The organism is Bradyrhizobium sp. BRP56, from assembly GCF_020194035.1.
Lineage (GTDB): Bacteria > Pseudomonadota > Alphaproteobacteria > Rhizobiales > Xanthobacteraceae > Bradyrhizobium > Bradyrhizobium australafricanum.
The window spans coordinates 1-19,591 of record NZ_JADYVV010000053.1 but is presented as its reverse complement, the minus strand read 5'-3'; the positions used below and the strand labels follow the sequence as shown (position 1 = coordinate 19,591).

24 protein-coding genes are annotated in these 19,591 nt (G+C 60.6%); 7 read left to right on the top strand and 17 right to left on the bottom strand.

Annotated elements, in window-relative coordinates; genetic code table 11:
* Positions 1-3: 3 nt before the first annotated feature.
* Positions 4-1,227, bottom strand: a complete 1,224-nt coding sequence (locus I6F38_RS30370; protein ID WP_225162989.1) for an OpgC domain-containing protein — start codon at positions 1,225-1,227, stop codon at positions 4-6.
* A 125-nt stretch (positions 1,228-1,352) separates the two neighbouring features.
* On the opposite strand from I6F38_RS30370, the gene I6F38_RS30365 reads away from it, so the two are divergent.
* Positions 1,353-2,090, top strand: a complete 738-nt coding sequence (locus tag I6F38_RS30365; RefSeq protein WP_225162988.1) for a CBS domain-containing protein — start codon at positions 1,353-1,355, stop codon at positions 2,088-2,090.
* A 383-nt stretch (positions 2,091-2,473) separates the two neighbouring features.
* Here I6F38_RS30365 and I6F38_RS30360 read toward each other — a convergent pair whose 3' ends face one another.
* Positions 2,474-2,638 (bottom strand): hypothetical protein, encoded by a 165-nt coding sequence (locus I6F38_RS30360; protein WP_016847819.1) that lies wholly within the window; start codon positions 2,636-2,638, stop codon positions 2,474-2,476.
* Positions 2,639-2,894: 256 nt separating this feature from the next.
* On the opposite strand from I6F38_RS30360, the gene mgtA reads away from it, so the two are divergent.
* Positions 2,895-5,504, top strand: a complete 2,610-nt coding sequence (gene mgtA, locus I6F38_RS30355) for a magnesium-translocating P-type ATPase (RefSeq protein ID WP_225162987.1) — start codon at positions 2,895-2,897, stop codon at positions 5,502-5,504.
* A 373-nt stretch (positions 5,505-5,877) separates the two neighbouring features.
* On the opposite strand, the gene I6F38_RS30350 is transcribed toward mgtA, so the two are convergent.
* From I6F38_RS30350 to I6F38_RS30330, 5 genes are all read right to left on the bottom strand, one after another.
* A complete protein-coding gene (locus I6F38_RS30350; RefSeq protein ID WP_212059577.1) occupies positions 5,878-6,138 on the bottom strand; it encodes a hypothetical protein in 261 nt (86 codons plus the stop codon).
* A 16-nt stretch (positions 6,139-6,154) separates the two neighbouring features.
* A complete protein-coding gene (locus I6F38_RS30345) occupies positions 6,155-6,367 on the bottom strand; it encodes a DUF2892 domain-containing protein (protein ID WP_225162986.1) in 213 nt (70 codons plus the stop codon).
* Between the two features lie 252 nt (positions 6,368-6,619).
* On the bottom strand, positions 6,620-7,441 hold the full coding sequence (locus I6F38_RS30340) for a universal stress protein (protein WP_225162985.1): 822 nt from the start codon (positions 7,439-7,441) through the stop codon (positions 6,620-6,622).
* Positions 7,442-7,554: 113 nt separating this feature from the next.
* Complete coding sequence (locus I6F38_RS30335) at positions 7,555-7,956, bottom strand: hypothetical protein (protein ID WP_225162984.1); 402 nt, start codon at positions 7,954-7,956, stop codon at positions 7,555-7,557.
* Complete coding sequence (locus I6F38_RS30330) at positions 7,934-8,305, bottom strand: carboxymuconolactone decarboxylase family protein (protein ID WP_212059581.1); 372 nt, start codon at positions 8,303-8,305, stop codon at positions 7,934-7,936. Before I6F38_RS30330 ends, I6F38_RS30335 begins: the two co-directional genes overlap by 23 nt.
* A gap of 290 nt (positions 8,306-8,595) precedes the next feature.
* Here I6F38_RS30330 and I6F38_RS30325 point away from each other — a divergent pair, with 290 nt between their 5' ends.
* Positions 8,596-9,327: a CBS domain-containing protein gene (locus I6F38_RS30325; RefSeq protein ID WP_225162983.1), complete on the top strand. Its 732-nt coding sequence runs from the start codon at positions 8,596-8,598 to the stop codon at positions 9,325-9,327.
* Positions 9,328-9,696: 369 nt separating this feature from the next.
* A complete protein-coding gene (locus I6F38_RS30320; protein WP_249794354.1) occupies positions 9,697-9,882 on the top strand; it encodes a BON domain-containing protein in 186 nt (61 codons plus the stop codon).
* A 60-nt stretch (positions 9,883-9,942) separates the two neighbouring features.
* Here the strand turns inward: I6F38_RS30320 and I6F38_RS30315 are convergent, their stop codons facing one another.
* From I6F38_RS30315 to I6F38_RS30305, 3 genes are read right to left on the bottom strand one after another with little or no spacing between them, the layout of a single operon-like run.
* Complete coding sequence (locus I6F38_RS30315) at positions 9,943-11,331, bottom strand: MBL fold metallo-hydrolase (protein ID WP_225162981.1); 1,389 nt, start codon at positions 11,329-11,331, stop codon at positions 9,943-9,945.
* A complete protein-coding gene (locus tag I6F38_RS30310; protein ID WP_225162980.1) occupies positions 11,328-12,347 on the bottom strand; it encodes an LOG family protein in 1,020 nt (339 codons plus the stop codon). Before I6F38_RS30310 ends, I6F38_RS30315 begins: the two co-directional genes overlap by 4 nt.
* A complete protein-coding gene (locus I6F38_RS30305; protein WP_212059587.1) occupies positions 12,340-12,528 on the bottom strand; it encodes a hypothetical protein in 189 nt (62 codons plus the stop codon). Before I6F38_RS30305 ends, I6F38_RS30310 begins: the two co-directional genes overlap by 8 nt.
* A gap of 246 nt (positions 12,529-12,774) precedes the next feature.
* On the opposite strand from I6F38_RS30305, the gene I6F38_RS30300 reads away from it, so the two are divergent.
* Positions 12,775-13,611, top strand: coding sequence for a universal stress protein (locus I6F38_RS30300; RefSeq protein ID WP_225162979.1), 837 nt, complete (start codon positions 12,775-12,777; stop codon positions 13,609-13,611).
* A gap of 179 nt (positions 13,612-13,790) precedes the next feature.
* Here I6F38_RS30300 and I6F38_RS30295 read toward each other — a convergent pair whose 3' ends face one another.
* Positions 13,791-14,498 carry a CBS domain-containing protein gene (locus I6F38_RS30295; protein ID WP_225162978.1) on the bottom strand — a complete coding sequence of 236 codons (708 nt, stop codon included), beginning with the start codon at positions 14,496-14,498 and terminating at the stop codon, positions 13,791-13,793.
* A 108-nt stretch (positions 14,499-14,606) separates the two neighbouring features.
* Between I6F38_RS30295 and I6F38_RS30290 the strand changes: the two genes are divergently transcribed.
* Entirely contained in the window at positions 14,607-15,233 is a 627-nt protein-coding gene (locus tag I6F38_RS30290; RefSeq protein ID WP_225162977.1) for a LysE family translocator, read from the top strand.
* Positions 15,234-15,266: 33 nt separating this feature from the next.
* Here the strand turns inward: I6F38_RS30290 and I6F38_RS30285 are convergent, their stop codons facing one another.
* Positions 15,267-15,731 (bottom strand): host attachment protein, encoded by a 465-nt coding sequence (locus I6F38_RS30285; protein ID WP_212059590.1) that lies wholly within the window; start codon positions 15,729-15,731, stop codon positions 15,267-15,269.
* A 129-nt stretch (positions 15,732-15,860) separates the two neighbouring features.
* On the opposite strand from I6F38_RS30285, the gene I6F38_RS30280 reads away from it, so the two are divergent.
* On the top strand, positions 15,861-16,547 hold the full coding sequence (locus tag I6F38_RS30280) for a CBS domain-containing protein (protein ID WP_225162976.1): 687 nt from the start codon (positions 15,861-15,863) through the stop codon (positions 16,545-16,547).
* Positions 16,548-16,632: 85 nt separating this feature from the next.
* Here the strand turns inward: I6F38_RS30280 and I6F38_RS30275 are convergent, their stop codons facing one another.
* The 5 genes from I6F38_RS30275 to I6F38_RS30255 form a co-directional block, all read right to left on the bottom strand.
* The gene (locus tag I6F38_RS30275; RefSeq protein ID WP_225162975.1) at positions 16,633-17,409 is read right to left on the bottom strand and encodes a trypsin-like peptidase domain-containing protein; all 777 of its coding nucleotides are present in this window, start codon (positions 17,407-17,409) and stop codon (positions 16,633-16,635) included.
* Positions 17,406-17,927, bottom strand: a complete 522-nt coding sequence (locus tag I6F38_RS30270; protein WP_212059591.1) for a hypothetical protein — start codon at positions 17,925-17,927, stop codon at positions 17,406-17,408. Before I6F38_RS30270 ends, I6F38_RS30275 begins: the two co-directional genes overlap by 4 nt.
* Before the next feature lie 159 nt (positions 17,928-18,086).
* Positions 18,087-18,536: a cytochrome c gene (locus I6F38_RS30265; protein ID WP_212059592.1), complete on the bottom strand. Its 450-nt coding sequence runs from the start codon at positions 18,534-18,536 to the stop codon at positions 18,087-18,089.
* A 241-nt stretch (positions 18,537-18,777) separates the two neighbouring features.
* The gene (locus I6F38_RS30260; protein ID WP_212059593.1) at positions 18,778-19,356 is read right to left on the bottom strand and encodes an adenylate kinase; all 579 of its coding nucleotides are present in this window, start codon (positions 19,354-19,356) and stop codon (positions 18,778-18,780) included.
* Positions 19,357-19,406: 50 nt separating this feature from the next.
* Positions 19,407-19,591 (bottom strand): hypothetical protein (locus tag I6F38_RS30255; RefSeq protein ID WP_225162974.1); only part of this gene is annotated, 185 nt, incomplete at its 5' end.

Here is a 19,591-nt window from a genome sequence, read left to right as displayed (position 1 = left end):
CCTCTACAGCAGTTTCGGATGTTGGCGGCTTCGTTTGCCGATCCAGGCCAGGCATGTCGCAAACAGGACGAGCGCCGCGATCCCTGCGGCGCTCGTCAGAACCTGCGCCGCAATGCTGTCGGACACTTCGATGAGATACAAACTCGCCAACAGGGAGAGCACGACGGCTGCACAGTAGGTTTCGAGCGAACGCTCGCCGCAACGAATTGCGCCCCTCAGGCCGCCCCTGGCAAGTCCTCGCCAATTCGGCGGCACGAACCTCGCCACGACGACGGCAATTGCCAGAAAATGCAGGAGCCGCAGCGGGTCCAGATCCGGCTTGTCAATCGGATAGATCAACCGCGCAATATAGCTGGGGACCGCAGCCGCCAATGGCTCGATCTGCCAGCTCAATGTGATCACAAGACCAAAGCCGAGGTACGCTATCGCAAGTGCGACGACGGGCCACGACGCGATTTTCCGCCCAAACATTCGATAGCCCCGGATCGCCCACCACGCCCCGAGAACGACCAGAAGCTGCCAGGCAAACGGATTGAAGTACCACAGATTGACCGGCCACTGCGGCAAGTTCCAGCCGTACAATTGGACCAGCGCATAGAGGAACGCGGAGATCAGCAGGGATGCACCAGGAAACTTCAATATTCCCCAGAGGGCAGGCGCAAACGATAGATGAAACAGCACGAAGGTCGGCAGGACATCCGTATTTACGGGGCGATACATCAGGATGGCGGCATGGGCCAGCGCAGCACCCGGCTCTTGCAGCAGGATCTTCACGTTGGCTTCGTCCGCCAGCCGGTTGCTGCCTGAGCTGTACGCAACGACCGCAAGCGCGATGGTCAGGATGAGAAAGGCCGCATAGATCTCCCAGCTTCGCAGCAGCGTATGTGCGAAGACTGTAGCCCACCCATCGCGACGGCGGACGCTGCTGTAGCTCAGCGCACATGTCAGGCCGGACACGAACATGAAGACTTCGGTCGCATCGCTGAAGCCATAATGGCGCAAGGTCAACCAGCTGAAGACATTGTTGGGGATGTGATCGAGGAAGACGCACCAGAGCGCAAGACCTCGGCATAGATCCAGCCGGAGATCGCGGTCCAAAGGCACGCTGTCGTCCTTCCCGGGATGAACGGTCAGGAGCGCGGGGTTCCGGTGAAGATTCTTGCCATTCAAGCGACCGGTCGAACAGTCAGAAAGCATGAGACCATTACCAGCTGTCGGCTTGCCCATTGCCTGCCGCACTGTTTAACATATCAGCGCAGTTGCACGACCAGGATCAACACACGTTGTTCCTTCCGAGAGTTAGCTGGATCAGTTCGAGTCGGAGGATCTACGCTGTGCGCGTACGGGAGATCATGTCACGGAACGTCATCACAATCGATGGCGATGCATCGGTGATCGATGCCATCAAGACCATGCTGTCCCATCACATCAGTGGCCTTCCTGTCATCGATCAAGACGGAGCGCTCATCGGAATCCTGTCGGACGGAGATTTCATCCGGCGCGTGGAAGTTGGAACGGAGAAGCGCCGCGGCCGCTGGCTTGCGATGCTCGCGGGCACGAACCAGGTTGCACTCGACTTCGCGCGCCAACATGGCCGCAAGGTCAGTCAGATCATGCCGCCCGACCCAATCACCGTCGAGGAGGACACATCGCTCGAGCAGGTCGTCCAGCTCATGGAATCGCACGGCGTCACGCGATTCCCGGTCATGCGCGATAAGAAGCTGGTCGGGATGGTCACGCGCACGGATTTCATGACGGCAATCGCAAGGCTTCGCCTCGAATGGTCTTCCATTTCCGGCAATGACGATCAGATCCGTGCGTCGGTCATTGCGGCATTTGCGCATGCGCCTTGGCGACCCGCTGCACTGAACGTCAGCGTAAATGACGGGATCGTCAGCCTACGCGGCAGCATCCGGAGCGATAATGCGCACAAAGCAGCGATCGTTGCTGCGGAAAACGTCTCGGGCGTGAAGCGGGTCGAAGACCAACTGGTGAAAATGGCCTACCCGCCGGCGGAAGAGGACTATGGCGGCGGCGACTTTGTCTCGTTAGAGCAAGAGCCTTCGACCGAAGACGATCAACCCTTGTAAGCATGCAAAGGCGCCGATGATCCCGCCAATGGCGCCTGCCTTGCATCGATAGACTATGCGCGAGTCCCTAGGCGAGATAGATCGCCTCCCGGTGAATTTCCTTGCCCGACCCGTCGATGACCACAACGTGACGATCGACGTTGCCAGCCGGCTCCTCGGTTCGAATCCTGCTTCCTGTGCGTGATCGCAGCGGCGGCGTTCAGAAACTCAAGTCCGATCCGATCACGGACCGGAACACTATCCTGCGGGTCTCCGATCGCGGCCCGCCCAAAGAAGCCGCCAGCTTAGGCCAGCCGGCAGCTTCAGTGGGGCTGCTCTACGCAGTTAGGGGATCTGCGCAATCCAAGCAAAGCAGATTGCCCGGGCATCGGACTTGATCTGCATCAATCCGGCTTGCGATCGTCTGCCGTGCCTTGAGAGGCAATCTGTCTCGCTTCTTCATCGGCCAACAGCTTGAGCACGACCTTGCGTTCCTCGTCCGTCAGCTGTGGATCTGCAAGCTTTTTCCTGAACAAGGCCAGGTTCTCGTCGTGAATAAATCGCTCCATGGGACAGCGTTTTCTACCCATTCGCGTGCTTTGAAAGAGTAATCCTAGCCGCGCACACGCTGGCCAGCAAGCAGCGGCTGTGGCTCGACCCGGCCCCGCCTGCCTTGGAGCGAGAATTTCCTCGCGTTGCCCGAGACTTACCTCACCAGGGAGACGGGTCGCACACCGCCCCGAGTCGCTTGAGCCGCATCAACCTCGCACCTACGAGGCTGCAATATGATTTGCTGCCAATTCTTTCCAGCAGCGCGAGATTCTCATGCCGCTCAAGCCGCCCGCGTATGGGCCTGCCGTTGAAGCGTTCTGGCGGGAGCCGGCCGATGCGCTGTTGTGCAGGCTCGACACCCAGCGGTGCGGTCTGCGCCAACAGGAGGCCGAAAAGCGGCTCGCCCGGATCGGCCCAAACCTCGCAGAGCCATCGGGCACGCGATCGATCCTGCAGAAGATCGTACATCGTCTGGTCAACCCGTTGATTGCCATCCTGATCGTGGCGGCGGCCGTGTCGGGCTTCAGCGGCGACCTCGCGAGCTTTGTGATCATCACGCTCGTGGTGGGCCTGTCACTGACGCTGGATATCGTGCAGGAGCACCGCGCGGAGGTCGCCGCCGATGCGTTGCGACGCTCGGTTGCCATCCAGGCCGATGTCATTCGCGATGGCGCAATCGTCGCGTTGCCGGTGAGCGAACTCGTGCCCGGAGACGTCGTGGAGCTGCGGACCGGCGACCTCGTGCCGGCCGACGGGGTCGCGCTCATGGCCCGCAATTTCCAGCTGAACGAGGCCCTGATGACCGGCGAGCCGTTTCCTGCCGCGAAGACGACGGAGCCATGCGTGACCAGTCAGCCTGCGGAAGCGAGCAATGCGCTGTTCGCCGGCACTAGCGTCGTTGGCGGCAACGGGGTCATGCTCGTCGTCGAGACTGGCCGCCGTACGCGCTTCGGCATGATCAGCGCCGAGCTACTGGCGAACGATCCCCCAAGCGCCCTTGAGCAAGGTGTACAGAAGCTTGGCTTGCTCATCCTCAAGCTGACGCTTTTTTTGACGCTGTTCGTGTTGCTCGCCCACCTCGTGGCACATCGGCCGGCAATGGAATCATTCCTGTTTGCCGTCGCGCTCGCCGTCGGTCTCACGCCCGAGCTCTTGCCGATGGTGATGACGGTGACATTGGCGCGCGGAGCGCAGCGGATGGCGAAGCGGCAGGTGATCGTCAAGAGGCTGTCTGCTATCCACGATCTCGGTGCGATGGACACGTTATGCGTCGACAAGACCGGCACGCTGACAGAAGCCAGGATCACGCTCGCGGCACATTTCGATCCTGCGGGACGCCCCAGCGATCGGGTGCTCGAGCTGGCTCGATTGAACAGCGCCTTCCAGACCGGCATTCATAGCCCGCTGGATGAGGCGCTGCTTGCCGCAGACAGCCCGCCGGGCAGCAGCGCCTGGACCCGGCTCGCCGAGATTCCGTTTGACTTCGAGCGGCGCTGCCTCTCGGTCCTTGCGACGCGGGACAACGACCGGTTCCTGATCGTCAAGGGCGCGCCGGAAGCGATCATGGACCGCGCGGTTGCAGTCGAGGTCGATGGCTTGGCCCGGCCGCTGGATGACAGCCACCGTGCCGCGCTCGTTCGCCTGCAGGATGACCATGCCCGGCAGGGCTTTCGGCTGCTCGGCGTCGCCATCCGAACCATGGCGCCGGATCGGGCCAATGTTACGACCGCGGACGAAGCTGTCCTGACGGTGGTCGGTTTCTGCGCGTTCGCGGACCCTCCCAAGCGCGATGCGGCCGACTCGGTCCGAGACCTGAGGGCACGTGGCGTCGGCATCAAGGTGCTCTCCGGAGACCACGCTGCGGTGGTCGCGCATGTCGCGGATGCCGTCGGTCTTCCCTCCGGCCGTATCCTGACCGGCGGCGAGATCGCCAATCTGAGCGATCAGGCGCTCGCCGCGCAGATCGAGGATGTCGACCTGTTCGCCAGAATCGATCCCGAGCAGAAGAGGCGGATCATCCGGGCCTTGCGTCAACGCGGTCACGTCATCGGCTTCATGGGCGACGGCGTGAACGACGCTCCGGCGATTCACGCCGCCCATGTCGGAATTTCCGTCGCCGGCGCGACCGAGGTGGCACGCGCCGCCGCGGACATGATCCTGCTGGCCCCGGACCTCTCGGTGCTGGGCCCTGGCGTGATCGAGGGGCGGCGAACGTTCGCAAACATCCTGAAATATGTCCGCATGGGCACCAGCTCGAATTTCGGCAACATGCTATCGATGGCGCTGGCATCCATTGCCCTGCCGTTCCTGCCGCTGTTGCCGCTGCAGATCCTCCTGAACAATTTGCTCTACGATCTCTCCGAGATCGGCATTCCGTTCGATGAAATCGACGAGGAGGATGCCGAGAGACCCCAATCATGGAATATGGCGGATATCCTGCGGTTCACGTTCGTCATGGGCTCGATTTCATCGCTATTCGACGTCGCGACTTTCACCATTCTCCTGAAAGTTTTCCATACCGATGCGGCCGCGTTCCAAACCGGCTGGTTCCTGGAATCGATCGCTACCCAGATCCTCGTGATCTTTCTGATCCGCTCGCGGCGGCTGCCATGGCGCGCCAGCCACCCGCATCGCATCCTGGCGTTGGGTTCGCTCGGCGCGCTTGCTTCAGGAATTTTCCTGGCGCTGGGACCGGCCGGTTCCTTGTTCGGTTTCGCGAGCCTGCCGCCTGTGCTTCTGGGCGCGATCACGCTGATAACGCTTGGCTACCTCGTCATGGCGGAGATGGGAAAGCGCCTTGCGCTTCCAGCCGCTACACATGAATCAAATCGCGCTGCGCTGGGACGACAATATCCTGCCAGCGATACCGCACTGAATGGATGACCTACAGACACTACCCATTAGCGGGAGCGCGGATCAGAGTTGATCCGCATCAAGGCCGTTCTCCCCCCGAATGCGATCCTTGCACTGGTACGATAAATGGCTTTGGCCACAAATGGATCGATCACGGCAACGGAACGCACAGAGACTTGACGACACGAGCGATAGCAATGCTCGGGCCGCTACAACCTCTACACCGGCGCCAACATTCAACCAGCTGGTCCGACGCCCCCAGCGTCGAAACGGCCCGACCGTCTCATGGTACGGCCGTCTGCTGATCGTTGGAGCACTGCTGGTCGCCGCCGGCTGGCAGATCTTCCAGCTGCTTCTGACTATCATCACTCTCGACTGAAGGTTCGTTGAACGGATTTCGGGCTCAGCGGGACATCGGGGGCACGTCTTGCACCAACTCGACTGAACCATACGCGTCGGAGTTCGACTTTCGGAAGTACACCGAGCCCTCTCCCGGAACGCTCACACAATGATGCTTCCTGGCAAATTGTGCGACTTTGGCGGCAGCGACCTCGTTGATCCCGAACAACCGCTCATAATCACGATCGGAAATTCTCAAGACAGCGCCCGCGCCGAGACGATCCAGTCGGAACCGCAACTCGGCAAGAGTGAGGTTTTCATTCATTATTGTTATCAGATCTCTAGATCGAGCTGGACTTCTGCCGAGTATTGATTCCCAGCAACGTGTAGAGCGGGCAGTACGAGAAGAACGCTGTCGCAATCAGAACAAATCCGAGGGTCCCGGCGACCAGCCAACCCGATCCAAGCGAGCCGTCCTTCAGGGTATATGCGATCAGGGCCAAGCCGACGATGATCCGGGCGTACTGATCAATGAGTCCGACGTTGCGTGTCATGGCAATCTGCCTCCTTTGGTGCAGCTCCATTTTGAACGCACCCCGGCTCATAGCCCTTGATCGTGATCAATTGACGCGGTGCAGATCACCAACCAGCGCCATGGGCATTTCACCGCGATTTTCGACTTGTCGGACCTCAGACGGCCGGGTTGCGTCGGCGCGTGCCGGTCGGCGACCGCACCAAACGGCAATGGCGACCGCAAGACCGACATTCTCGGAGGCCACCGTCACCCGCGTCCTAGGACGGCTGGTCTAATGCGACATCAGCAGGCAGATTGGAGCGTGCTGCAGCAAGCCGCGTGTCATGCCGCCGAACATCCATTCACCGAGCCGGCTATGGCCATAGCCTCCACTGACGATGAGGTCGGCACCTTCGTTCCTTGCCAGTCTGATGAGGTACTCCGCGTCCGGCTCTGCAGTGTGAACGCGAACGTGGAACTGGCAATTGACGCTGTGCCGTTCGAGATAGCTCGCGACATCGCGCAAGCGATGGATCGCAGCGTCTTGCTCGTCCGACGTGCAGATTTCGGCGATGGTCACCCTCGAAGCCCGAGTCAGGAAGGGCAACGCGTCCCGGATCGCGAGACGGGCCTCGCGGGTGTCCTTCCAGCCGACGACGATGCGGTCGGCCGACAAGCCGGTCACCCCTTCCGGCATCGACAGCGTGGGGCGCCCCATCCGCAGGATGGCCTCGGCCGAATCGAGGTAATGGAAATTGTCGGACTGGGCCTTCCGGCGCTTGAAGACAACCAGATCTGCCGCCCTCGCCTGCTCCGCGAGAAACGCGGTGGGGGATTCCAGCGCCCACCGCCACTCCAATTTGTGACGCTCCCGACCCGTGATCTTCCCGAACCATTCGCCCTTCGCCGCGAGATCGGCCCGCATCCGCTTGATATCATCTTCGGTGGTCTGCTCGATGATCACCCCTTCGGCGACAAAGGGCGGATCGATGGCGGAAGCTGAGACGCCGATCATCGATGCGTGAAACTTGTCCGCAATCCCTTCGGCGACGCGAATCTGTCCCTCGTCCTGCTGCTGAGGGTCGACATAAACCATGACATTGGCCAAAAACATGTGTCTGCTCCACCAACCTGAAATGATCATGTATTCCCGCGTATGGCGGCGCTGCCTACGTTGAGCCAGCTCAAGCTCGCCTCGGTCCCCTAAGCTCTACGTCTGCCGTCCGCCTAATCTCGATCCTGCTCGACGCTGCGGGCCGAGCGGGCGAGCGCCTCATATCCGGCCGCGATCTTCATGAAATGATCGCGAGTCGCCCGGTCCTGATGTCGCGCGGCCTGGCGCTTCGTCCGCTCGGCGCGGGACGCCCAATATGAAGCGTCGTCCTGATGCTTTCGGGCACGCGTCTTCTTCTGCGCCACCTCATCGGCATTCTTCGCCGCTTGACGTGGCTGCGCAACGGTGACGGCTCCATTCCCGTGTTGCTGCGGCAGCCGCCGCTTGCCATCTCCAGAGCACATCGCACCAATCTCCCGGCTATCGAAGGAGGACAGCTCCGGTCCCTTCCAGCAGTTCGCCAACGCCTCGCGGCCCGTGGCGTCAATCGGATCAATCCATTGCCGGTTCAGCAACCACCGCGCGCTCCTGAAACTGGTCGTAAGCCCCGAGCGCGTCAGCGGCGTACATCAGGGACGGTCCACCGCCCATGTAGATCGCCAATCCGAGCGTCTCCTCGAGCTCCTTGCGGCTGACCCCAAGCTTGACCAGGGCCTCAGCGTGGAAGCCGATGCAGCCGTCGCAGTGGGCGGCAACGCCCAGCGCGAGCGCGATCAATTCCTTTGTTCGTGCATCAAGCGCGCCATTTCTGGTTGCCGCCTGCGCCATGGCCGAGAACGCTCGCATGGTTTCAGGAATGCCCTTGCGCAGCTGGCCCAGATTGTTGGAGATATGCTTGCAGACGTCGGCATAGTCCTTTTGCATGCGACCCTCGGTCTTCGCTATTGGAACGGTCCAGAGGAAGGGCGGCTCCGCCGACGGGGGTGCAACGGCGAACGCCGCCCTTCATCCAACGCAGCCCGGCAACACGATCTGGCCTCTCTGAAGGACGTGCGTGTTCGGCCTGCAAGGACCGACACTTTGTAACGCATCGATCTCTAGTGATATTTGCGCCAGATCAAACGCGCCTAATTTACCGCTTGCGTCAGATCAACGCGCCGCCCCCATCTGGAGTTAGGCTGAACACCACGTTCCAAACGATGGGAGACATTCGGATGTACGCGCACCAGATCATGGCCCGCAAGGTGCTCTCGACTACGCCGGACAGCACCATCCTCGACGCGGCAAAAATGATGCTTCGGCACCATGTGAGCGGGCTACCGGTGGTCGATCGCAACGGCGCGCTCGTCGGCATCGTCACCGAAGGCGATTTTCTTCATCGCAGCGAGATCCGCACCGAGCGGAAGCGCAACTGGTTGATGACCTTCATTCTCGGACCGGGAAAGTGGGCCGAGGACTACGTGATCGAGCATGGACGCAAGGTCTCTGAGATCATGACGCGTGCGCCGGTTACCGTGGCCGAGGATGCGTCACTGACGACGGTCGTCGAACTGATGGAGAAAAACAACGTCAAGCGGCTGCCGGTGATTCGCGACGGAAAGCTTGTCGGCATCATCACCCGCAGCAATTTGCTGCGAACGGTGGCGAGCCTTGCACGCGACGTACCTGCTCCGACCGAAAACGACGACCAGATCCGGCAGCGTATTCTGGACGAGATCGAACGCAACGTCTGGTGCCCGCTTGGACTCAGCGTCATCGTTCGGGACGGCATCGTCCACTTGAGCGGGGTGATTACCGAAAGCACATTTCGCAAAGCCGCGATCGTCGCGGCCGAAAACGTTCCTGGCGTCCGCGAGGTGCATGATCACCTCTGCTGGGGCGACAGCTTCTCGGGCTTCTACCTGAAATCTCCGGACGATCAGGAGCTGGAGAAACAGGTTCACTGAACGACCAAGCGAGGGATATTCCAGCGGCTTCGTGAACGTTGAAGGCACGGACAAATCTCCAAATCGCTCGTCGCTTTGTTGATCCAGAACAGCAACACTCCACCGCGATGCGCTCAACTTCAAACAGCACATTCGGAGTTTCCGCAATGGCCAGTGAAACAGCAAAGGCTATTTTGATGATTTTGTTGTTCGGGTCGCTCCTGATCACGATCCACCTGTCGGAAAGCATCGCGACGAAGCGACTAAGAGCATTGGCGCTACAGGGGCTACGACGCACTCCCTCGCGGTAGGATGATATTCCGGCACACGAAATCCCAGATCCAATCGCGGACGACTACCATATCCGTGACCCTATCCTCCGACAGATCGATGGTGACCGTCCGCAACGGCGTTGTCCATCTGCATGGCATCGCCACCAGCGACCCTGCGCGTGAGTCAACCATCGTGGCCGCGGAGAACACCGCCGGCGTCAAGAAGGTGTGCGATCCCCCTGCTTCGTGGATACCTACCGGCCTCTACGTCGAATCTCCCAAGGACGTGAAGGCTGCGAGCTGAAGTACCAGCAGCTCAGAATGATTGTTTGGCCCGCATTGTCCGGCTCGCCTCGCGGGCCATCTAGAGATCAAACACGTCGCCTAGTCGCGGCAGCTCGACCCGCTGTCCGTCCAAGTGCGCAGCGAGCGCCTGCATTGCGGGCTCCTCGCCATGGACCAGGAACGTTGCCTCGCATCCCTCGACCGCGCGTCGCCATGCCAGCAGCTCCTGCTGGTCCGCGTGCGCGGAAAATCCGTTGATCGTGTAAATCGTGCTGCGAACCGCAATGTCTTCGCCGAACAGCCGCACGGACTTGGCCCCATCGATGATCTGCCGCGCAATCGTTCCCGCGGCGGCATATCCGACGAACACGACCGCCGATTCCTTGCGCCAGATATTGTGCCTGAGGTGATGGCGAATTCTGCCACCCGTACACATCCCGGATCCGGCCACGATGACAGCGCCACCGGTTATCCGGTTGATGGCGACCGAATCGGCGCTCTCGCGGACCAGATGCAGGTTTGCCGGATGCAGTGGATCCCGCCCTTCGCGAAACATGGAGGCAGCCTCGGGGCTGAGACATTCGAAATGCCGCTTGAATATCTCGGTCGCCGAGATCGCCATCGGCGAGTCCAGGAAGATTTGCATGGCCGGCGGCAGCCTGCTCCGCTCTATCCCCTGACGCAGGACATAGAGGATTTCCTGGGCGCGCTCGAGCGCGAAGGTCGGAATGATGACGTTGCCGCCGCGCGCCAGCGCGCCGCTGATCGCGCCGTAAAGCTCCTCGATCGAGTCTTTCAACGAGCGATGGCACCTGTCTCCATACGTCGATTCCATGACGACAATGTCGGCGCGAGCGGGAGGGCTCGGCAGCCGCAGCAGCGGACGACCGGCGTTGCCGAGATCGCCCGAGAACAGGACCGAACGCGTGCGGCCGTGCTCGGCAGCCTCGATCAGAATGCTCGCAGAGCCCAGGATATGGCCGGCATCGAAGAACGTCGCACGAAGTCCCTCTGCGAGCTGCAGCGGTTGTCCATATTCAGCTGTCCTTCCAAATCGATCGAAGCAATCGAGCGCATCCACAACGGTGTAGAGCGGCGACGGCGCTTCTTCTTTGCCCCGCCTGCGCCATTGGCGGGCTCTCCGCTGCGCGTCTTCATCCTGGAGATGCGCGGCATCGACCAGCACGAGGCGGGCTAGCTCGCGACTGGCCGCGGTCGTGATCACTTCGCCCCTAAATCCTCGCTTCGCGAGCAATGGAATCCTGCCGCAGTGATCCAGGTGGGCATGGGTCAGCAGAACATAGTCGATGGTTGCAGGATCGAACCCGAAGGCGGCGACGTTCTCTTCCACCAGGTCGCGGCTTCCCTGGAAAAGACCGCAATCGATCAGAATGCGTCGGTTCAGGCATTCGACCAGATGACAGGACCCGGTTACGGCTCGATCGGCGCCATGAAAGGATAACTTCACGATTCGACCTCTTGACCGATCGGCCTGCCCCGTGAGGCGTCGTCTCCGATCGGCAGAAGCGGCCGGCCGGCCGTCTCGTACCACCGCAGAATGCCTTGCCAGGCTTCCTCGGCGGACTCTGCAAACCAAAACAGGCCCCTGTCTTCCGGATCGATGACACCCTCGTCGACCAGGAAGTCCGGATCAAACGCGCGACGCCAGTACGACTCGCCGACCAGCACGACCGGCACCGGCGCGATCTTTCGGGTTTGCGCCAACGACAGCACTTCGAACAGCTCGTCCATCGTGCCAAAGCCGCCCGGGAATGCCACGAGCGCGCGGGCGCGCATCAGGAGATGCAATTTGCGCATCGCAAAATAGTGGAACCTGAAGCAGAGCTCGGGCGTGACATATGGGTTAGGGTCCTGCTCCTTCGGCAGGGTAATGTTCAGTCCGATCGATTGGGCCCCGACATCGTGCGCGCCCCTGTTGGCCGCTTCCATGATGCCCGGCCCACCGCCGGTCATGATCATGAGGCGGCCACCGATGGCCTTTTCGCTTGCGACACCGACGATCTGTCCGAACTCGCGCGCGATTCTGTAGTACTTGCTCTTCGCCGCAAGGCTCTGTGCCGTCTTGAGACGGCGCCGCAAGCCGACATCGTCGGGATTCAACGCGAGCGCATCAGCTATCGAGGCGACGGCCCGGCGCGCCGCCTGCGCCTCGCAAATGCGAGTGCTGCCAAAGGCAACGATCGTATGAGCGATCTGATGCTCCCGGAGCAGGGTCTCCGTCTTAAGGAAATCAAGTTGGAGGCGAATGCCGCGTGTGGCTTCGCTCTGCAGGAAATCTTCGTCCTGATCCGCCTCTTGATAGCTTGGCGATTGCAGGATTCCGCGCAGAGCGCCAAGCGCACGGCCGTCCTCTTCGGCGCCCCTGGGCTGCTCGCCCGTGAGTGCCGCAGTTCTGTCGACACGGTGGGCCGGCTTCGGGATCGAGCTCGGACCGTTTGATCGCAGACCGCCGTCGTCAATCATACGGCACCCTGCCGTCTGCTTTGGAGGGAGTGAGCGCCGCATCATGCTTCAGGACCTCACGAACGTCGTCGTCTTCCAACCGATCCAGAAGCCAGCAGTGATCGTCCGGCTTGTCGTATCCGACATCTGCTCCGTACTTTTCTTGTTGCTCGACGACGGGCAACTTCACTTGGTCAGTCATGGCAGGGCCTCGTCAGCAGTTGATGACGTTGCCCAGCATCCGCGACGGCCTGAACCGGCGCCTTGAGCAGGGTCAATTCTTAGGCAACGAGCGATAGGCGTTCTCGCCTTACTCGGCTTCTGGAACCAGAGGATGTGAGCTGACAGCGGACCGATCGTCTGTCCTCTGACATGGATCAATACGCGACAGCGGGCTGCCAATTAAAAGTCGGGGCAGACGGTCACCACTGGCTAGAAGGAGCGTCCTTTGTTCAAGAACATGCTGGCTCTGATTCCGACTGAACGGCCGGTCCGCCCCGTCGTGGATGGCTCGATTTCCCTTGCCGTCGCGTGCAGCGCACACATTTCCGCGTTGGCGATTGGTTATGAGTCGACCAGTATCCCGATCGCGGCAGTCGTATCTCCCGCGACCCCGATGGTTTTTGAGGAAGAGCGACTTCGTGCCATGGGCCGCGCGGAGAGCGCCACCAACGCGTTTGAGAGCGAGGTCAAGAAGACGGGTCTTGCCTACACTTGCCGTGCCATCAGCGAAATTCCCGCGGAGGCCATCTCATTCGCAGCAGCCGCCGCGCGAGTCTATGATCTGACCATCGTTTCCCAGCCCGACTTCGAACGATTTACGTTCGACAACGATCTGTCCACGGAAATCCTGTTCCAATCGGGCGGCCCCGTGCTGTTCATGCCCTGCACGTTCCGGGGGCCGCTTTCGCCACGACGTATCGGAATCTGCTGGGATGGAAGCCGCCTCGCCAGCCGTGCCTTGCGGGACGCAATGCCGCTGCTCAAGAATGCAGAAGCCATCACGATCACGACGATCGACGACTCGGCAATCATATCCGACGAGGCTAGTCCGGAGCGGCTGGTCCAGCAGCTGGCACGAATGGCCCTGTCAGCCAAAATCGTTAAGGTTTGCGCACAGCATTCAGAAATTCAGCCGACCCTTCTCTCGGTTGCAGCGGAGCTGAGTCTGGACCTTCTGGTGATGGGCGGCTACGGCCATTCACGCTTCCAGGAGAGGCTCCTCGGAGGGGTCACGCGAGAAATGCTGCAATGCATGCCCCTCCCAACGCTCATGTCGCATTGATCAATACGGTGAATTCCAGAAACACGAGGCGCTGCGCTATGGGCGCGCTCGCCGCCGGTTTATCGCTGGAATACTGCCGGCCACCGAACTGGGATATTCCGGCTGCTTCTCGCTCTTCTTGCGCTCGACTGGGAAACGCGCAATCGCGCGCTCCACAATTGCCCGCCGCGGCTTCCGCGTCAGTCGCCGTCGGATCGTGAGAGTATTCGTTCAAGCGCCAGGAGCAGCTGCGCGCGGCCAACGATGCCAACGACACGCGTATCCCGGAGAACCATGACTTGCAATATCTGATGCTTGTCCATTTCGGCAACGATTTCGTCCACAGTCGCACATTCGTCGACGCAAACGGGCTTGCGGCTCATCACAGCGTCAACGCTCAGGGCCCGGGTCCGCTCGCGGACCAGCCGCCCCTCCTCTCTGCTCAGCAGCCATTCGAGCCAAAAGCCCTCTGGCCAATGCACGCCGAGTTCGCGACGGTGAAGGAAATCGCCTTCGGAGATAACACCGACCAACGCCCCTGAGCCATCGAGCACAGGCAAGCCGCGCTGGCCGGTTTCCAGTAGTAAACGAACGGCGTCGAGCAATGGCGCGCCGGGTTTGATCGTCGCGAAAGACGTGCGCATGACATCCAAAGCGAACATGGCAAACTCCCCAGGGCTTCGTGTACGCGATGATTTGCCAGCATCGGCCAAAAACGACAGGCCGGGCTGACCTGGATCAATAGAGCCGTGCACTTTTGAAGCCGCTGGTTTCCCTGCAGGACCATTCGGAGCTGTCAGCTCATACGGGAATCGTCGTCGAGGATGCGGGTCCAGATTGGCCACGTCGGATGCTACTCGCAGACGCTCGCGGCTGTTGCGGCCCTGCCGGCGATACGCTGCATCCATGTAAGCTCGTAATCGGGAGAGAGGCGGCATCCACGGAGAATTTGACCGAGATCAAGCTATCAAACCAATATCTAGGTCAACCCCGCCTCAGGAGGCACAGATCGAACCATGGGTGAAAACTCTCTATCTGCGTTCGCACTCACGGTCACGCTCATCGAACTCACACCGGGACCTAACATGGGCTATCTCGCGGTGCTGGCCGCTTCGGCGGGTCGGAGAGCCGGTTTTGCCGCGACAGCTGGTGTCGCTTTCGGCCTGTTAGGAGTTGGGATCGCATCGTCGCTCGGCCTTGCAGCGATCGTGGCTACCTCCACCTCGCTTTACGAAACCCTCCGCTGGGGTGGCGCGCTCTACCTGCTATGGCTTGCCTGGCAAGGATGGCGTGATGCTCCGCAAGAGATAGCCAAGCCAGTCGAAGCGACGGCGCACACCAAATTCTTCCTCAGGGGCTTGATTACAAATCTCCTCAATCCAAAGGCCGGTGTTTTCTACCTATCGATTTTTCCAACCTTTATCGATGAGGCACGTCCACTGCCTCTGCAGACAGCGATTTTGCTGACGGCGTACGTCACGATAGCGACCGCGATTCATTCGGCTGTCGTCATTTCAGCAAACGCCATCCGGCCAAGCATCGAAAAGCGGGCAAGCACAATGCTCATAAGGCGGATAATGTCAGTGTTACTGGCCATTGTCGCAGCCTGGCTATTCTATACGACGAGACGGACCTACTCTTGAAATCGCTCTTGAGGCACTGCAGCCGCACAGTGTCTATCGTGTAGGCGACGCGAGCGCCTCCACAATGTGCCTTTCAATTTCCTCGACGGGAAGGCTCGTCAAATCCTTGGGAATCTCCGCAATGATGTGACGCTTGACATCGGGATGCAGTGTCGCCCGAAGCTGTGCCAGCGTGCGCGGCGGAGCGATGATGACAAGCGCCGTCGTCCTTTCACTGCGGACAATCTCCTCCGCAGCCCGCGCAACCCGCCTCGCAAATCGATACTCCTCGAGCTCGTGCCAGTTCGTCGGCTCGACGGCTCCCCGCCGACCGGAAACGATCCCCTTGATGAAGTGCCCTGGGCGGTCCGTGCCTTGCAAATGCGTCGGCGGGTTCTGATCTTCAAACACAGCCTCCGCCTTAAGGTTGGGGAACCGATCGCCGCCTTCGTTGCGGAGCAACAACGCCTTGCGGCCATCTCCGACAAACACGAGCGCGTTTCTTGGAATTCCCGCCATTTCGACATCCTCCGCTTCAACGGGTCCTCTCTAGCGCCGGGGAACTCCGGATCGATTGATCGGGGTCAAATCACGCATGCGCGCGATCCCGCAGAATGTGACATCTTCCCGTCTACTGGGAGCACGATCATGCAAGCACGCGACGTCATGGTGTCACCCGTCATCACGGTGAACTCCAACGCAACGGTGCGGCAGGTTGCTTCCCTGCTGCTCCAGCACCGCATCAGCGCCGTCCCCGTTGTGGGCAGGGACAGCGAGCTCGTCGGGATCGTCACGGAAAGCGACCTGATGCATCGAACTGAAGCGGGCACCGAGCGCCCGTATTCGTGGTGGCTGCGGCTTCTCGTCGGAGACGCGCAAATGGCGTCCGACTACGTGAAATCCCATGCCGTCAGGATCGCGGACATCATGACCCGTAAGGTCGTGACCGCGGCGCCGGAGACGCCTCTGCATGAAATTGCAATGCTGCTCGAGAGGCACGGCATCAAGCGTGTCCCTATCGTCGATGAAACCGGCCACCTCCTCGGCATCGTCAGCCGAGCCAACCTGCTCCAGGCGGTCGCGAGCGCCCGGCCGAGGCTTGAGATATCACCCGCTGATTCCGTCATCAGGAAGAAATTGCTCCGCGAGCTTCGCGAGCAACCTTGGGCGCACACCTCCAATCTGACCGTGACCGTGCAGGACGGGGTCGTCGATCTGTGGGGATATGCGCCATCCGGTGCCGAGCGCGCGGCGATCCTGATTGCCGCGGAGGCAATCCCAGGCGTCGTCGCAGTGAACGATCATCTTCTGGAAACGCCAATCATGGTCTACTGATCCCAGTGCACGATTGAGCGGCCACCATCCAATCGACTAATCAAATCGGTCGCACTTCAACACGATCCGCGATCCCGCAAAGTGCCTAATTCATTCTGATGTAGAGACGATCGATGGCATCCGAGGGAATCGCCAAGCCAAAGGCGCGCTCGGATTTGGCCTCGCCGGTGCTGGCGGTAACAATGCCAATCACTTCGCCCCGCAGATTGAACAGCGGCCCGCCTGAACTGCCGCGATCCAGCAAGGCGTCGGTCTGAATGAGATCCCGGCAGGGGATGCCGGGCCACGAACGATGCAGAGCGCTGACAATGCCGAAGCTGACGCTCGGAGCGGATCCCGAGGAGCTGCCGACCGCAAGGACGAAATCCCCGGGCTCGGCGTCGATCGATCGACCGATGCGGGCTGCGGTCAGGCCGGAGGCCGAAATCCTCAGCATCGCCAGGTCATATCGCTCGTCGGCTACCAAGAGCGTGGCCTCAATCTGGCGCCCGTCCGACAATCGGACCACAAGTGTCGTGGCGCCGCTGACCAGATGATTGGTCGTTACGATCAATCCGGACTCCGCCTTGATGATGACGCCCGCACCATGCACGTTCTTCGTCGCGGGAGGCGGTCCATCGGGAAGCTCGGGACCAGAGTCCATTGACCGGGCGGCTGCCGCAGCCTCCGTGCTGGCCCTTATGCCGACGACGCTTTGGATAACCTTCCCGACCAGGGGTGCAAGTGTATGCACATCCCGGATTTCTCCTGCTTGCACCTGTCCGAGCCAGAGCAGGAGCATCCACATCATGACGACGATGGATAACGACGGGCGGCCGGCCCAATTCCTCGCCAACTTGCGGTAGAGCCTTTTCGGGTTCATCTCTTGCCCGCCCCGCACCATTCGACCGCGGCAATTGGCAGCGCGCCAGGCCGCTCCGCAGCAATAATTGCTTTCCACAATGCAGCGATGCTGCCCTGCGTGGCAGGCAGAATCGAGCAATGCCCTGCGGCGTCAAATTCACAGAACCGCACTGCCGGATCGTCACACATCTCGGAGAAAGCCTGATTGATGAGGTCGAGGCATTCGAACAGCTTGGTGATGTTCTCCAAACCGGCACGACGCTGAAGATCGAGGAGACGGAACGTCACGACCGGCGGCTCGCCGAAGGAGATCTCGGGATGGGCGAGCCCAAAGAACACCTCGACAGCAGATGGCGCCTGCCTAATTCGATTGAGAAGGTTCGCTGCCTGAGCTTCCGTGCAAGGAACCAGGCGAGGCGACGACGCTCCGGGTGCCGACCTTGGACCGAGGACCGCCGATATCTGCTGCTCAAGCCAGAGACGAACGGGAGCCGGCGCGTTCTGAATTTGCTGGGCATCGAGCATTATGCTGGTCATCGTTGATCCTCCGTTTTCCATGTGACCGTTAGCGACTTTGCTCGCAGCGGCCTTGATGGGGATCAATGATAGGAGGAGCCTAGACGCGCGCGTGCGGTTGCCGCCATCTATTGCAGCAGGTTGCGTTGCCGCAGCGGTCCCGCGCGCTTTCGCGGCCCGCTACTTTTGCTGAATGCGGTTCAGATAATCGATAATGGCAAGGATTCGTGTCCGCACGACGACCTCCCGCAAATCCCGGGAAGGATCGAGCGCGTCGTAGGCCGGATCGACAATGTGAGGCAAGCTCTTGACGGGGTTGAATCGTTCTCCCCAAATTGGCATCTCATGCGTGCCGTGCGCGGAAACTGTTCTCCGCCCGTCTATGGCTTCATAAACGGCGGTTATAGGAAAGACCCCGTTGTTGTTCTTGGCCAAGGCCGTCAAATCGGCAGGCGGCACCTTGAGCTGCTCAGCGACAGGTCCTTTGCCCTTTCCATCGACACCATGACAGCTTGCGCAGGAAGCTTGAAATTCCGCCTTGCCGACATCGGCATCTTCAGCGTGAGCAACCACGACGAAACCGGCGGTCAGACCGGCAATCATGAAAGATTTCAGGCCAAAGGCAATCATATCGTGCCCCAGTTTTTCAGGTAGGCCCATTTAGCGTTGTTGGCTTGGCCTTAGTTTGACGCAAGTCAATGCATCGTGCCTTCCCGGTGCCAGCGGCGCGGCGCCACTCGGGCCAGACAATAGGCAGGCATAGCCTTGCCGCCGCTGTCCGCTCGCTGAATTGGAAGCGGCAAGCTAGGCTCGATATGGGGGCGTCGGGTTGGAGCTAGGGACCCCTTGCCAATCACGAACTGTCGCCCTCTCAAGCATCAAGCGCTTCCCAGAGCGAGATTGCTACCTTGTCAATCGATTGCAGACCATTGATTCTCTTCAGAAGACCTTGGCCACGGTAATAATCGGCGAGCGGTCTGGTTTGCCCGCGATACTTCTCCAGGCGCACTCTCAGTGCAACTTCGGTATCGTCTGCTCGTGCGAAGCCGCTAGCTTTTGCTTCGTCCGCCCGCTTGAGGATGCGCCCTAACAGAGCGGCTTCGTCAACGTCCAGTTCCAACACGCGGTCAATTCGAAGGTCTGCCGCCCGCAAAATATCATCGAGTGCTGCGGCCTGGGCAATCGTGCGGGGAAAACCGTCCAAAATAAACCCAGATTTGGCATCGGGCTGCGATATGCGCTCGGCAACGATGGCCACGACAAGGTCGTCGGGAACAAGTTCGCCGCGTTCTATCGTCGCCCTTACCTTTGTCCCGATTGGTGTTCCTTCGGATACCGCCGCTCGCAACATGTCGCCGGTCGACAGTTGGGGAATGTCCAGGCGCTTGGCAAGACGAGCCGCCTGAGTCCCTTTCCCTGATCCAGGAGCTCCCAACAGAACTAATCTCACAACATTGTCTCCGTAGGTTCTAGTGTTTCTGCGCCCCGCCAAGTCATCCCTTACGCCGGCGCGCCCTTCTTGTTCTGACGGTTCTGCACGAGGTCGTCGACCACAGCTGGATCGGCCAGGGTCGAGGTGTCGCCGAGGCTCGACGACTCGTCCTCGGCGATCTTGCGCAGGATGCGGCGCATGATCTTGCCGGAGCGGGTCTTGGGCAGGCCGGGCGCGAACTGGATCAGGTCCG

What these genes read in the sequence shown, in the direction of transcription:
- I6F38_RS30285 (WP_212059590.1), bottom strand. Translation starts at nt 15,731, where the DNA reads ATGGCGGGAATTCCAAGAAACGCGCTCGTGTTTGTCGGAGATGGCCGC.
- I6F38_RS30290 (WP_225162977.1), top strand. Translation starts at nt 14,607, where the DNA reads ATGGGTGAAAACTCTCTATCTGCGTTCGCACTCACGGTCACGCTCATC.
- I6F38_RS30350 (WP_212059577.1), bottom strand. Translation starts at nt 6,138, where the DNA reads ATGAATGAAAACCTCACTCTTGCCGAGTTGCGGTTCCGACTGGATCGT.
- I6F38_RS30320 (WP_249794354.1), top strand. Translation starts at nt 9,697, where the DNA reads ATGGTGACCGTCCGCAACGGCGTTGTCCATCTGCATGGCATCGCCACC.
- I6F38_RS30370 (WP_225162989.1), bottom strand. Translation starts at nt 1,227, where the DNA reads ATGGGCAAGCCGACAGCTGGTAATGGTCTCATGCTTTCTGACTGTTCG.
- I6F38_RS30365 (WP_225162988.1), top strand. Translation starts at nt 1,353, where the DNA reads ATGTCACGGAACGTCATCACAATCGATGGCGATGCATCGGTGATCGAT.
- I6F38_RS30325 (WP_225162983.1), top strand. Translation starts at nt 8,596, where the DNA reads ATGTACGCGCACCAGATCATGGCCCGCAAGGTGCTCTCGACTACGCCG.
- I6F38_RS30310 (WP_225162980.1), bottom strand. Translation starts at nt 12,347, where the DNA reads ATGATTGACGACGGCGGTCTGCGATCAAACGGTCCGAGCTCGATCCCG.
- I6F38_RS30275 (WP_225162975.1), bottom strand. Translation starts at nt 17,409, where the DNA reads ATGAACCCGAAAAGGCTCTACCGCAAGTTGGCGAGGAATTGGGCCGGC.
- I6F38_RS30360 (WP_016847819.1), bottom strand. Translation starts at nt 2,638, where the DNA reads ATGGAGCGATTTATTCACGACGAGAACCTGGCCTTGTTCAGGAAAAAG.
- I6F38_RS30330 (WP_212059581.1), bottom strand. Translation starts at nt 8,305, where the DNA reads ATGCAAAAGGACTATGCCGACGTCTGCAAGCATATCTCCAACAATCTG.
- I6F38_RS30265 (WP_212059592.1), bottom strand. Translation starts at nt 18,536, where the DNA reads ATGATTGCCTTTGGCCTGAAATCTTTCATGATTGCCGGTCTGACCGCC.
- I6F38_RS30295 (WP_225162978.1), bottom strand. Translation starts at nt 14,498, where the DNA reads ATGGATGCAGCGTATCGCCGGCAGGGCCGCAACAGCCGCGAGCGTCTG.
- mgtA (WP_225162987.1), top strand. Translation starts at nt 2,895, where the DNA reads ATGCCGCTCAAGCCGCCCGCGTATGGGCCTGCCGTTGAAGCGTTCTGG.
- I6F38_RS30280 (WP_225162976.1), top strand. Translation starts at nt 15,861, where the DNA reads ATGCAAGCACGCGACGTCATGGTGTCACCCGTCATCACGGTGAACTCC.
- I6F38_RS30345 (WP_225162986.1), bottom strand. Translation starts at nt 6,367, where the DNA reads ATGACACGCAACGTCGGACTCATTGATCAGTACGCCCGGATCATCGTC.
- I6F38_RS30305 (WP_212059587.1), bottom strand. Translation starts at nt 12,528, where the DNA reads ATGACTGACCAAGTGAAGTTGCCCGTCGTCGAGCAACAAGAAAAGTAC.
- I6F38_RS30340 (WP_225162985.1), bottom strand. Translation starts at nt 7,441, where the DNA reads ATGTTTTTGGCCAATGTCATGGTTTATGTCGACCCTCAGCAGCAGGAC.
- I6F38_RS30270 (WP_212059591.1), bottom strand. Translation starts at nt 17,927, where the DNA reads ATGACCAGCATAATGCTCGATGCCCAGCAAATTCAGAACGCGCCGGCT.